This is a genomic window from Catellatospora methionotrophica, from assembly GCF_011297335.1.
Lineage (GTDB): Bacteria > Actinomycetota > Actinomycetes > Mycobacteriales > Micromonosporaceae > Catellatospora > Catellatospora methionotrophica.
The window spans coordinates 1-12,329 of record NZ_JAAOTJ010000008.1; the positions used below are offsets into that span (position 1 = coordinate 1).

Annotated in this window: 15 protein-coding genes; all 15 read right to left on the reverse strand. The window is 72.8% G+C overall.

Annotated features, from left to right (window positions below):
• Nucleotides 1-99: 99 nt before the first annotated feature.
• Entirely contained in the window at nt 100-1,425 is a 1,326-nt protein-coding gene (locus tag HAV40_RS19320; protein WP_166383227.1) for an NAD(P)/FAD-dependent oxidoreductase, read from the reverse strand.
• An 84-nt stretch (nt 1,426-1,509) separates the two neighbouring features.
• Entirely contained in the window at nt 1,510-2,055 is a 546-nt protein-coding gene (locus HAV40_RS19325; protein ID WP_166383229.1) for a hypothetical protein, read from the reverse strand.
• Nucleotides 2,052-3,407, reverse strand: a complete 1,356-nt coding sequence (locus HAV40_RS19330; protein ID WP_166383662.1) for a DUF58 domain-containing protein — start codon at nt 3,405-3,407, stop codon at nt 2,052-2,054. Before HAV40_RS19330 ends, HAV40_RS19325 begins: the two co-directional genes overlap by 4 nt.
• Nucleotides 3,408-3,438: 31 nt before the next feature.
• Nucleotides 3,439-4,512, reverse strand: a complete 1,074-nt coding sequence (locus HAV40_RS19335; RefSeq protein ID WP_166383231.1) for an AAA family ATPase — start codon at nt 4,510-4,512, stop codon at nt 3,439-3,441.
• Nucleotides 4,513-4,514: 2 nt separating this feature from the next.
• On the reverse strand, nt 4,515-5,132 hold the full coding sequence (locus tag HAV40_RS19340) for a hypothetical protein (RefSeq protein ID WP_166383233.1): 618 nt from the start codon (nt 5,130-5,132) through the stop codon (nt 4,515-4,517).
• Nucleotides 5,129-5,839, reverse strand: coding sequence for a DUF4129 domain-containing protein (locus HAV40_RS19345; protein ID WP_166383235.1), 711 nt, complete (start codon nt 5,837-5,839; stop codon nt 5,129-5,131). Before HAV40_RS19345 ends, HAV40_RS19340 begins: the two co-directional genes overlap by 4 nt.
• A gap of 79 nt (nt 5,840-5,918) precedes the next feature.
• Nucleotides 5,919-6,695 carry a uracil-DNA glycosylase gene (locus HAV40_RS19350; RefSeq protein ID WP_166383237.1) on the reverse strand — a complete coding sequence of 259 codons (777 nt, stop codon included), beginning with the start codon at nt 6,693-6,695 and terminating at the stop codon, nt 5,919-5,921.
• Nucleotides 6,692-7,372: a dienelactone hydrolase family protein gene (locus tag HAV40_RS19355; RefSeq protein WP_166383239.1), complete on the reverse strand. Its 681-nt coding sequence runs from the start codon at nt 7,370-7,372 to the stop codon at nt 6,692-6,694. Before HAV40_RS19355 ends, HAV40_RS19350 begins: the two co-directional genes overlap by 4 nt.
• Nucleotides 7,373-7,546: 174 nt before the next feature.
• The gene (locus HAV40_RS19360; protein ID WP_166383241.1) at nt 7,547-7,996 is read right to left on the reverse strand and encodes an LppU/SCO3897 family protein; all 450 of its coding nucleotides are present in this window, start codon (nt 7,994-7,996) and stop codon (nt 7,547-7,549) included.
• Nucleotides 7,997-8,236: 240 nt separating this feature from the next.
• Nucleotides 8,237-9,244, reverse strand: coding sequence for an HAAS signaling domain-containing protein (locus tag HAV40_RS19365; RefSeq protein ID WP_166383243.1), 1,008 nt, complete (start codon nt 9,242-9,244; stop codon nt 8,237-8,239).
• The gene (locus tag HAV40_RS19370; protein WP_166383246.1) at nt 9,241-9,564 is read right to left on the reverse strand and encodes a PadR family transcriptional regulator; all 324 of its coding nucleotides are present in this window, start codon (nt 9,562-9,564) and stop codon (nt 9,241-9,243) included. The genes HAV40_RS19365 and HAV40_RS19370 overlap by 4 nt, the downstream gene beginning before the upstream one ends.
• 70 nt (nt 9,565-9,634) lie before the next feature.
• Nucleotides 9,635-10,534: a Ppx/GppA phosphatase family protein gene (locus tag HAV40_RS19375; protein ID WP_239085939.1), complete on the reverse strand. Its 900-nt coding sequence runs from the start codon at nt 10,532-10,534 to the stop codon at nt 9,635-9,637.
• Nucleotides 10,535-10,603: 69 nt separating this feature from the next.
• A complete protein-coding gene (locus HAV40_RS19380; protein WP_166383248.1) occupies nt 10,604-11,107 on the reverse strand; it encodes an amino-acid N-acetyltransferase in 504 nt (167 codons plus the stop codon).
• Nucleotides 11,100-11,618: a DUF501 domain-containing protein gene (locus HAV40_RS19385; RefSeq protein ID WP_166383250.1), complete on the reverse strand. Its 519-nt coding sequence runs from the start codon at nt 11,616-11,618 to the stop codon at nt 11,100-11,102. Before HAV40_RS19385 ends, HAV40_RS19380 begins: the two co-directional genes overlap by 8 nt.
• A gap of 8 nt (nt 11,619-11,626) precedes the next feature.
• Nucleotides 11,627-12,190: an FtsB family cell division protein gene (locus HAV40_RS19390; RefSeq protein WP_166383251.1), complete on the reverse strand. Its 564-nt coding sequence runs from the start codon at nt 12,188-12,190 to the stop codon at nt 11,627-11,629.
• Nucleotides 12,191-12,329: the final 139 nt, after the last annotated feature.

Here is a 12,329-nt window from a genome sequence, read left to right on the forward strand (position 1 = left end):
CCCGCCACAACTCTTAAAGACTTGCGGCCTCCAGGTGACCTGGAGGCCGCAAGTCTTTAAGAGTTGCGAAACAGAACGGGCCCGGCTGGCCGGGCTGGGTCAGGGTTGTTGGGTGGGTTGGGTGACCTGGGCGAAGGGGTCCATGGGCTGGTGGAGGGCGCCGAGGGAGACGACTTCGCGTTTGAGGAAGAGGGCCAGGGTCCAGTCGGCGATCACGCGGACCTTGCGGTTCAGCGACGGGATGCGGCTCATGTGGTACGTGCGGTGCATGAACCAGGCGGGCCAGCCCTTGGCCTTGAAGCCGTACACGTGGGCGACGCCCTTGTGCAGGCCGAGGCTGGCGACCGAGCCGACGTGCTTGTGCCGGTACTCGCGGATGCCCTTGCCACGTACGGTGGCGACGAGGTTGTCGGCCAGCAGGCGCGCCTGCCGTACGGCGTGCTGCGCGCTCGGCGAGCACATCTCGCCCGCGGCGGCGGTCAGGTCGGGCACCGCGGCGCAGTCGCCCGCGCTCCACGCACCCTCGACGACCGCGTCGCCGTCGACGACCCGCAGCGTCGGGTTGCAGGTGAGCTTGCCCTGGGCGGTGCGGGGCAGGTCGGTGGCGGCGATCATCGGGTGCGCCTTGACGCCGGCGGTCCACACGATGGTGTCCGCGGCGAACTCGCCGCCGTCGGACAGCTTCACCACGCCGTCGACGCAGGAGTCCAGGCGGGTGCCCAGGCGCAGGTCCATGTTGCGCTTGAGCAGCGCCTCGACGGTGTACGCCCCCATCTGCGGCCCGACCTCGGGCAGCACCCGCTGCGTGGCCTCGACCAGCACCCAGTGCATGTCGTCGGCCTTGAGCTCCGGGTAGTAGCGCAGCGCGTCGCGGGCCATGTCCTCCATCTCGCCCAGCGCCTCGACCCCGGCGAAGCCCGCGCCGACGACCACGAAGGTCAGCGCGCGCTGGCGGGTCTGCGGGTCGGTGGTGGCGGCCGCGATGTCCAGGCACTCCAGCACGTGGTTGCGCAGCCAGATGGCCTCACCGATGGTCTTGAAGCCGACCGCGTGCTCGCGCAGACCGGGGATCGGCAGCGTACGGGAGACGCTGCCGGGCGCGACGATGATGTGGTCGTACGGGATCTCCCGGGACGGGCCGACCACCGGCTGCACCGTGGCGACCTTGCGGGAGTGCTCGACCTTCGTCACCGCGCCGTGAACGATCTTGCAATCGCGCAACTCCCGGCGCAGCGGCACCACGGTGTGCCGGGGGGAGATGTTGCCCGCCGCCGCCTCGGGAAGGAACGGCTGGTACGTCATGTGCGGCTGCGGGTCGACGACCGTGACCTCAGCCTCGGTCGAGCGCAACTTGCTGGACAGGCGCAGGGCGGCGTAGAGGCCGACGTGGCCGGCACCCACCACCAGGATCCGTACTGGCTTCACACATTCACGCTACCGCCGCACCCTCGCCCTGATCAGCGCCGATGCCTGTGATCCCGGACAGCGACGCCCGTCACGCCGCCCTGATCAGGGCCGCCTGCCCAGCCGAGTGAGCAGCGCCACGGCCGCCGCGACCACGACCAGGCCGACCACCAGCGCCACCGTCGGTGTGGTGATGTACATGCCCGGCAGCACCGTCGCCAGCAGGATCGCCAGCACCCCGGCCGCACCGAGCACCAGCGCCGAGCGCACCGCCCAGCGCAGCAGGACCTGGTTGTCGACGATCGCGTCGTAGGGCAGCACCGCCGCCAGCGCGGCCGCGTTGTGCAGCAGGTAGAGCGCCGCGGCCGTGGCCAGCAGCCGCCCGGTCGACGGCTGGGCACCGAACAGCAGCGTGTCGGCGAGCCACATCGCGACCATGGTCAGCATCACCAGGGTCACCGCGATCCCGCCGGGCGCGATCGCCGGGATGACGGCGAGCACGAGGAAGCCGAGCATCAGCCGCGCGGGCAGCTCCCCCGGCGCGGCCAGCAGCAGGCCGGTGAAGGCGGCCACGAAGACGACCCCGCGCACCAGCAGCGGGCCGCCGGTGATCCGCCCGAGGTCGCGCACCTGTGCCAGCAGTTGCTTCACCGCAGCACCGCCTTGGGCGCGGCGGCCAGCCGCGACACGTCGCGCAGCACGGCGTCCAGGCTGCCCGCGCCTGCCCAGGCGACCACCGGCACCCCGTGCTCGCCGAGCTGGCCCATGGTGTTCTCCCGTTCGGCCTTCCAGAGCCGGTACGACACGTCGCTCCAGGTGTTCACGGGTGGCGAGGTCAGGTCCGTGGGCAGCGTGTCCACGGCGACCACGAAGCGCCCCGACCGGGCCAGCCCGGCCAGCATCGCCGCCGAGCGGGCGTCCAGCAGTGGGGTCAGCACCACGACCAGCGCCGCGGCGGAGATGCCCGCGGCCAGCTGCGCGCCGCCCCGCTCCTGCGCGGTCGGGCTCGGGTGGGCGTCCAGCAGCCACTCCAGCACCGTCAGGTACTGCCTGCGGCCACTGGCGGGGCGCAGGCGGCGGGCCTGCGCGCCGTACTCCAGCACTGAGACGCGGTCGCCGCGGTGCAGGTAGTGCTCGGCGATCGCGGCGGCCGCGCGCACGGACCGGTCCAGCACCGACGACGCGCCGCCGATGCCGCCGGAGCGGCCCGCGTCGGCCAGCAGGTCGAGCAGGACCACCACCTCGGCGTCACGGTCGGACAGCGTCGCCGCCACGTGCAGGCGCTCGGTGCGCAGGGACACCCGCCAGTCGACGCGGCGCAGCCGGTCACCGGGGCCGAACTGGCGTACGCCCGCCAGCTCGCCGCCCTCGCCGGGCCGCCGCGAGCGGTGCTGGCCGACCAGGCCGGCCGCCCGGGGCATCGCCTCGTCGGCCTTGAACGGGTCGGTCAGCGGGTACACCTTCACGCCCAGCGCGCCGGTGACCACGGCCCGGCTGACCAGCAGCCCGTCCGCGGCGACCGCGTGCGCCGACGCCGGGCCCAGCCAGTGCCGTCCCCAGCGCACGGCCGGTCCGGCCAGCTCGACGGCGGTGGCCACGCCGCGCGGCACCAGGGTCACGTAGGGGCGGTTGCCGCCGCGGCGGGACGGGCCCGCGTCGACTGACCCGCCCTCCAGCCGCAGCCAGGGCGAGTGCTGCAGGTGCACCACCGTCAGGTCGTACCCGGTGACGTCGCGGTTCTCGACCTCGACGGTCGCGCCGAGGTCACCGCCCTCGACCGGGAACGACTCGACCGTGGACAGCCGCAGCCCCGGCAGCGCGCGGGGACGTTTGCCCAGCGCGAAAGCCACGCTCAGGGCCAGCGGCGCGGCGAGGATCACCAGGTCCGTACGGCCCAGCAGCACGGCGGCGACCAGCAGCAGGCCCGCCACCAGCACGGCCCGGCCCAGTGCCCGGGTGGGCGACCAGTTCTCGCCGGTGTCGGCGGCCGCGACGGGCTCCAGGTCGCCCTCGGGGGAGGCTCCCTGGGACACGTCAGCCCCGCAGCCCGGTCGACCGGTACGGCGGGTCCAGCAGCTCGTCCTCTAACTCGGTCAGCCGCCGCGACGGCGTCGGCCGCTGGCCGGGGGACGCGGCGTGGCTGGGCAGCGCGCCGCTGACCGGAGCGGGCGTCGCGGCCAGCACCTCGGCCACCACCGACACCGGGTCGATGCGCTTGAGCCACATCTCCGGCCGCAGCGTGATCCGGTGCGCCAGCGCGGGCAGCGCGACCCCCTTCACGTCCTCGGGGATGACGTAGTCGCGCCCGGCCAGCGCGGCGCGGGCCCGCGACAGCAGCAGCAGGGCCAGCGAGCCGCGCGGCGACGAGCCGACCAGCACCGCCGGGTGCTCGCGGGTAGCCGCGGCCAGCGACACGATGTAACGGCAGACGGAGTCCTCGACCTCGATCTGCTCCAGCCCGGCCTGCATGCGCAGCAGGGTCGGCGCGTCGACGACCGGCTCGACCTCGGACTCCTCCTGGCGGCGGACCATGCGGCGGCGGAGCACGTTCAGTTCCTCGTCGGCCTCCGGGTAGCCGAACGACACGCGCAGCATGAAGCGGTCGAGCTGCGCCTCGGGCAGCGGGTAGGTGCCCTCGTACTCGATCGGGTTGGCCGTGGCCAGCACGTGGAACGGGGCCTCCAGGCGGTAGGTCACGCCCTCGACGGAGACCTGCTTCTCCTGCATCGCCTCCAGCAGCGCCGCCTGCGTCTTCGGCGGCGTGCGGTTGATCTCGTCGGCGAGCAGCAGGTTCGTGAAGACCGGACCGGCCCGGAAGGTGAAGTCGTGGGTGCGCTGGTCGTACAGGAACGAGCCGGTCACGTCCGCGGGCAGCAGGTCAGGGGTGAACTGCAGGCGGCGGAAGTCCAGGCCCAGCACCTGGGCGAAGGTGCGCGCGGTCAGCGTCTTGCCCAGTCCGGGCAGGTCCTCCAGCAGCACGTGGCCACCGGCGAGGATGCCCGCCAGCACCAGTTCCAGGGAGTCCCGCTTGCCCACCATCACGGTGCCGACCCGGTCGAGCACCTGCTGGGCGAGACGGCCGACCTCAGCGGCGGGGATCGGTTGCATGCTCACAGTTTCTCCAAGGCATTGACGATCACATCGAGTTCGCGAGGGCTGGGCGGGCGCTTGGCCGGCACCGTGAGGAGCGTCCAGAGCGGATCACCGAGCAGCCTACGCGCGCGTTCGGGCTCGGTCGCGCGGTTGACGCCGTGGCGCTGGCGCAGCCGCTCGTCGACGACCTCGGCCAGGCGCGGCTGCACCCGCCGCTGGAAGCGGGCCGCGTCGGTGTGGCTCCACTCCAGGATGGTCTCCCAGCGGGCCACGGCAAGCCGCAGGCCGTCGGTGACCTCGGACTGGTCGGCGGCGACGGCCCGTCCGGCCCTGCGCGGCGGCAGCGGGGCCCGCAGCGAGCGGGCCATCCGCCACACCCCGACCACGGTCAGCGCCACCGCGAAGACCAGCGGCAACGGCATGCTGAGGCTGAACACCTGGAGCGTGATCCAGCCGGCCGCGGTCCAGGCGATGGTGAATCCGAGCAGGCTCAGCCAGCGGGTCGCCTTCGGCCGGGGCGGGCGCGCCGCGACCGGCCCCTCCGGACGGCTGAACCCGCCGAGCAGGTCGCCCAGGCTCGCGCCCTCGTCGACGTCGCCGTCCACGAAGTCGTCGTGCTCGCTGCGCTCGTTCATGAGGCCACCCCGCTGCGGGTTCCCGCGGTCAGCTCGTCGCGCAGGCGGTTCAGGGAGGCCCTGGCCTGCAGGCGCATGTCGTCGTCGACACGGTGGGTGGCGTAGCGGGCGCGGCGGTACACGTCGGCGAAGCCGTTGAGCACCCCGGCGTCGAGGCGGCGGCGGTGGAGCATGCGTACGACCAGGTCGGTGGCGGTGTCGTCGGGCAGGCGCGGCACGCCCGCCGCCGCGGCGGCCTGCTCCAGGCGCACCCAGCAGGCGATGACGGCGGTACGCGGATCAGCGGCGTCGTCGTCGAGGTCGAGCAGGCCGGCGTCGAGCGCCGCGACGACCTCCTCCTCGTCGGTGAGCTGCGCGATGCGGGTCGGCGGCTTCTCCCGGATGGCCCGGCGGCGGAACTTCGTGGTCGACTTGGCAGCGGCCTTGAGCAGCACGATCAGTACGGCCGCCCCGATGGCCAGCAGCATGCCGAGGCCGACCACGCCCAGCCAGCCGGAGTCGGCGGTGTCCTCGGGGGCCGCCGACGGCGACGGGGACGGCGACCGCGGGGACGGCGAGGCCGAGGCGGTCGGGGTGGGGTTGGCCGACGCGGACTGCTCCGGCGCGGCCCGGCCGATCGGCAGCACCGAGACCGAGGCCGTCGCGGCCGCGAGCATCAGCAGCGCGGCCACGGCCAGCAACGGCCACCAGCGACGCAACGCTCCCATGGATCCCCGCTCCGAATATCGCTTCCACCAGCGGCGTCAGGTCCCCGGCCCGGTCGGGTCCGATCCGCACCGGATCGGCTCAGCCGAGGCCGGCGAGGTGCCGGGCCTGGCTCAGCACGTCGTCCAGCATGGCGGGTGTGAGCCGCCCGGTAAAGGTGTTCTGCTGGCTGACGTGGTACGAGCCGAGCAGCGCCGGTCCAGGTTGCGGACTGCCGGGGCCGCCCTCCGGGAGGAAGACTGCCCCGTGCCCGAACTTCGGACGCGGCACCGGCGGCTTGACGCCGTACACCGTGGACAGCGTAGGCCACCACGCCGCCCACGCGAACGCGCCGAGCGCGATCACCACCCGCAGGGTTGGCCGCAGCAGCGTGACCTCGCGATGCAGCCACGGCGCACAGGTGTCGCGCTCGACCGGCGTCGGTTTGTTGTCCGGGGGCGCGCAGCGCACCGCCGACGCGATGCGCACGTCGCTCAGGTGCAGCCCGTCGTCACGGGACACGCTGGTGGGCTGGTTGGCCAGGCCCGCCCGGTGCAGCGCGGCGAACAGCACGTCGCCGCTGCGGTCGCCGGTGAAGATGCGCCCGGTGCGGTTGCCGCCGTGCGCCGCCGGGGCGAGCCCGAGGATCAGGATGCGGGCGTCGGGCGCGCCGAAGCCGGGGACCGGACGTCCCCAGTACACCTCGTCGCGGAACGCCGCCCGCTTGGTCGCGGCGATCTCCTCCCGCCAGGCCACCAGCCGGGGGCACCGGCGGCAGCCGGAGATCTCCTCGTCGAGCGCGGCCAGCTCGGCCGCGCTCGACGCCGCCGGGCCGGCTGTCCCGGCGGGCCGCCGGGACGCGCCGTCGGCAGAGGTCACAGCGTGGTGCGCAGCAGTTCCACGGTGCGCGCCCAGGCGCTGGCCGCCGCCGTGGCGTTGTAGACCTCGGGGCGGTCGTCGTTGACGAACGCGTGGTGGGTGCCGGGGTAGTCGTGCACGATGCAGGTGCCGCCGGCCTCCTCGATGGCAGCACGGGCGATCTTGATGCCGGGGGCCGCTGAGGTGCCGTCCTCCTCGCTGCAGTGGATCATCGCGGTCTTGCCCTGGTAGTTCGACCACTGCGGGGCCATGCGCTCCCACGGCAGCGCCGGGTAGAAGCCGACCGCGGCGGTGATCTCGTCGCTGACCGTGGCGGACCACAGCGCCAGGCTGCCGCCCATGCAGAAGCCCACCGCACCCACGCCGCCGGTGGTCTCCGGGCGTCCGGCCAGGTATGACGCCGCGCCCGCGATGTCCTTGGCGGCCTGGTCCATGGCCAGGCCCATCATCAGCTTGCCGGCCTCGTCGGGCTCGGTGGTGTGCGCGCCGTGGTACAGGTCGGGCGCGAGCGCCACGAACCCGGCCTCGGCGAATCGGTCGGCCAGCGAGATGATGTGCGGCACGAGCCCCCACCACTCCTGGATCACGATGACCGCAGGTCCACTGCCGCTCTTGGGCAGCGCGAGGTAGCCCTCACTGGTCCCCCCGTTGCTGGGGTAGTCCACCATTTCACCCATCGGTCGTCCTCCTGACGGTCAGTCGTCATTGGCTGGTCGCACAGTCGTGGCGTTCCGGGTAGCCAACCACACCGGACGGTACCGGGGAAGACGACGGCGGCGTGGCGAAAGTTACGACTTATGGTCGTAACTCACCACGCCGCCGCGAGGGTGCTATAGCGGAGCGAGCTCAGCTCACTTGGCAGCCAGGCACCAGACGTCGCCGGTGCCGGTGCCGGTGCCGTACCAGATGGCGGCGATGGCGGTCGGGAACGCGCTGCAGGGGTTGCCCGCGGCCATCTGCGCGCTGAACGCCGCCTTGGTGAACTTGTCCTCGACCAGGCCGACGACCTTGTTCTTCGCCTCCGGGTCGGCGCAGTCGACGACCTTGGCGTCGTCCACGTCCTGGAACTCGTTGACACAGTCGCCGACGCTCGCCGTGGTCACGCTGCCGGTGATGTTGTCCCACAGCTCGCCCAGCCCGGCGCCCACGGCGAACTTGACCGCGATGACGACGATGATGACGACCACCACACCGAGGATCTTCTTGATCGCTCCGCCCGACTTCTTCGGCGGCTCGGTGGCCTCCGGTGCGGCGGGGGTGGGGGTGAACTGCGAACCCGCAGCGGCTTCCTGCTCGCTCATTGCATTTCCTTCCGAGGGGTGCCCTCGTCCGGATCGGGTCGCGGCCGGGGCGGGAAAATCTCGCGTGCTGTCGCGAGACCGCGTCACCTTAGCGTTTGCTGTGAATCTTCGCGACCCCGTTGACAAGTACCGCGGGCATGCCATCCGGACGGCCGGAAATGCCGACCGCTTCAGACCGCGCCGGGTCGCCCGTTCAGTGGTCTGACGGGCGACCCGACTCCGCGCGAGCGGCCTACGACGTCACGGGGTGGCGGACGGCGACGCCGCCGGGGTCGTCGAGGCCGACGGACCGGCCGATGGCGACGGACCCGCCGACGGCGACAACGTGCCCCACGGAAGCGCTTCGGGGGAGGCCGGCACCCACGGCAGCGCCGGTGCGCTGACGTCGGGACAGGACGGGTACACCACGCGCCACTCCCAGCCCCGGTCGCCCCCGCTCGGGCCCTCCCAGCCGAACCGCTGTGCGCAGTAGCCGAGCACGATCGGGTTGCCGCCCTGGTCGACCAGCCGCGCACCCGGGATGATCTGCCCGTCCGGGCCCAGTACGAAGATGTCGGCGACCTGCTCGTACGGGCTGCTCGGCGAGGACGCCTGGGTCACGTCGTGCCAGTAGGTGCCCGTCAACCGGTCGTCCGCCGTGACCCACAGGCTGACGCCGAACACCACCACCACCGCGGTCGCCACGCCCAGCGCCAGCCGCGTCCGGCGGCGGGCGGGCGGGGCGGCGGCCGTACGGCGGCCCAGCCAGATCGAGCCGACCACGAACCCGGCGAGCGCCAGCAGCCCCAGCACGGTGCTGCCCTCGAACCGCGGCAGCAGCCCGATGCCGCCGCTGTCCGGCCACAGCTGTGCCACCAGCATCGCGGCCAGCCAGCCGCGCAGCACCCACCAGGCCGGGCGCAACAGCGCCAGGAACTCGCCGAGGCGCTCGTAGCCGATCAGCGGGCCGAGCCGCCGGTCCAGCACGGACCAGCGCGTCCGCGCCCGCGACACGGCCCGACCCGCCCACGCGGCCGTCCGGCTGGGACCCCCCGTGTGGCCCAGCGTGGCACGCAGTTCCGCGGCGTACGCGCTGGGCGGCCCCAGCCGCTCGGTCAGCGTCGCGCCGCCGCCCTCGGCCTCGACCTCCGCCGCCACCTCGGCCAGGTGCGCCGGCAGGTCTTCGAGCAGGTCGTCGCGGGCCTGCTCGGGCAGGTCGGACAGGGCCGCGCCGACCTGCGCCGCGTACTGTGCGATCTCGACGTTCATGCCGACTCCCTCAGCAGGGTGTTCATCGTGGAGGCGAACCCGTTCCACACGTCGCCGCCCTGCTTGAGCTGGGTGCGGCCGGCCGGGTTGAGCGCGTAGTACTTGCGGTGCGGGCCCTCCTCGGAGGGCACCACGTAGGTGGTGAGGTAGCCGGCCGCGAACAGGCGGCGCAGCGTGCCGTAGACCGAGGCGTCGCCGATCTCGGTCAGCCCGGCGGTGCGCAACCGGCGGAGGATGTCGTATCCGTAGCCGTCGTCCTCGCGGAGCACGGCGAGCACGGCCAGGTCGAGCACCCCTTTGAGCAGTTGGGTGGTATCCACGCTCAGCACAGTAGTGTGCGATGCGAAGTACTGCAAGCAGCACGCTACCACGCGTCGCGTAACCTGCTGGTCAGTCCTGGATGGATGCGGCGATGCCGTCGAGGATGTCGTGCTCCGAGACGGTGATCTCGACGAAGCCGGTCTGCCGCATGATCTCCCGCAGGATCAGCGCGCCCGCGATGATGACGTCGACCCGGCCGGGATGCATCACCGGGATCGCGGCCCGCGTGTCGTGGTCCATCGCGGACAGCTCGGCAGCCAGCTCCTCGATCGTCCCCGCCGACAGCACCGCGTGATGGATCCGGGCGGGGTCGTAGTGGTCCAGGGCCAGCGCGATGCCCGCCAGCGTGGTCACCGTGCCCGCGACCCCGACCAGCGTGGCCGGGCCGGTGCCGACGTGGGCCAGGGCGCGGGCCACCGCGGCGTCGACGTCGGCCACGGTCGCGGCGAGCTGGGCGGCCGTCGGCGGGTCGTCGGGCAGGTGGCGTTCGGTCATGCGTACGCAGCCGATGTCCATGCTGATCGCACTGTCCACCGTGCGGTGGCCCCGGACGAACTCTGTCGAGCCGCCGCCGATGTCCACCACCAGGTAGGGGCCGGTGCCGTCCAGCCCGGTCACCGCGCCGCCGAAGGACAGCGCGGCCTCCTCGGTGCCGGTGATCACCTCGGCGGGCTGCCCCAGCGTGGCCCGCACCATGTCGTGGAAGTCGGCCGCGTTCGCCGCGTCGCGCGTCGCGCTGGTGGCGACCATGCGAATACGGCTCACCCCGTGCGACGCGATGAGGTCGCGGTAGGCGGCCAGCACGGCGCGGGTGCGCTCGATCGCCGCCGGGTCCAGGCGGCCCGTGCGGTCCACCCCCGCGCCCAGGCGCACGATGCGCATCAGGCGCTCGACGTCGCGGCCGTCCTCGGTGATCAGCAGGCGGATCGAGTTGGTGCCACAGTCGATCGCGGCGACGGCTTCTCCCACGCCGTCACCCTACAGGCGTTAAGAAGGTGCCCTTCCTCTACCGATAGCGATGGGAAGGTGCCCTTCCTTCTACAGGTGGAGGAGCATGCGGGTGTTGCCCAAGGTGTTGGGTTTTACGCGTTCCAGGCCTAGGAACTCGGCCACGCCCTCGTCGTAGGAGCGCAGGAGCTGCTCGTAGACGGGTGGCGGGACGGGCGCACCGTCGATCTCGGCGAAGCCGAAGGAGGCGAAGAAGCGGGTCTCGAAGGTGAGCACGAAGACGCGGCGTACGCCCAGCTCACGGGCGTCGTCGAGGAGGGACTCGACGATCTGGTGGCCGACGCGGCGGCCACGCCAGGCCGCGTCCACCGCGACGGTGCGGATCTCGGCCAGGTCCTCCCACAGCACGTGCAGCGCACCGCAGCCCGCGACCGCCCCGTCGTCGCCCACGGCCACCCGGAACTCGGGCACGTCCTCGTATATCGCGACGGTCGCCTTGCTGAGCAGGCGGCGCTCACCGCTGTAGGTGTCGATCAGGCGGCGGATGCCGCGCACGTCGGCGGTGCGGGCCTTGCGTACGGTCAGCTCACTCAACGCAGGGACCCGCCGTCCACCAGGGCTCCAGCAGCGCGATGACCTCGTCGCCGAACGGGTTGACCCCCGGACCCGCGGCCAGCGCGTGGCCCAGGTGCACGTGCAGGCACTTGACCCGGTCGGGCATGCCGCCCGCGGAGACGTTCTCGATCTCGGGCACGTGACCGATCGCCTCCCGGCGCGTCAGGAAGTCCTCGTGCGCCTTCAGGTACGCCGCGCGCAGTTCCGGGTCGGTGCGCAGCCGCTCGTTCATCTCCCTCATCAGCCCGGACGACTCCAGCCGGCTGCACTCCGCGGTCGCCCGCGGGCAGGTCAGGTAGAACAGCGTCGGGAAGGGAGTGCCGTCGGGCAGCCGGGGCACCGTCTCCACCACGTCGGGCTTGCCGCACGGGCAGCGGTGCGCCACCGCCCGGGTGCCGCGCGTGGGCCGGCCGAGCTGGGCACGGACCGCGGCGAGATCGGATTCGGTCGCCTCCTGCCGCGTCGGCGCGGGCACGAGGTCGCGATCCATCGGAACTCCTAGTTCTTCTTCTCCGGCTCCGGGTCCAGTCGGGTCCAGAGCTTGCCGTACCAGCTGTCGGGTTCAGCGGCCGGCGGTGGTTTCGGGGTCTGGTCCTGGTCGGTCCGGCCGTCCGGGTCCCAGATCGGGATCAGCGGCGTCTGTCCGGGCGAGACCCAGAAGAAGCGGCGGCGGACCTGAGCCTTGATGTACTCGTCGTCCTTCCACTTCTCGGCCTGGCGCTCCAGCCCGGCGATCCGCTCCTGCTGCTCCAGCTGCGACTGCCGCATCGCGTCGATCTCGGCAAGCTGGGTGAGGTAGACGCGCACCGGGTAGGCGTAGCCCAGCGCCAGCGCCGCGAGGATCACCAGCAGCGCGGTGGCCCGGCCGGTGAGGCCGTGCGGGTTCGGGGCGCTGGTGCGCTTGGCGGCTCCGGCGGCGGCGGCGCGGCGGGCGGCGGCGGGGCGGCTCTGCGAGCGCTCACCCTCCCGGGTGCGCACCGAGGCGGTGCCGCGCGCGCCGCCCCGGGTGCCGCCCTGGGGGCGTCGCACCGGCCCCTGTCCGCCAGGCTTCTGCCGCTGCATCACCCCTCCCCCCTGCGCGATGACCGAAGCTCCTTCCACGTCGTACGTGTGGCATGAAAGGAGCTTCGATCACATGCTAGGCCCTGCGGTGTGACACCGTCACGAACCCGCGCTGTCGCCTGTTTTCCGGCTTGCTGGT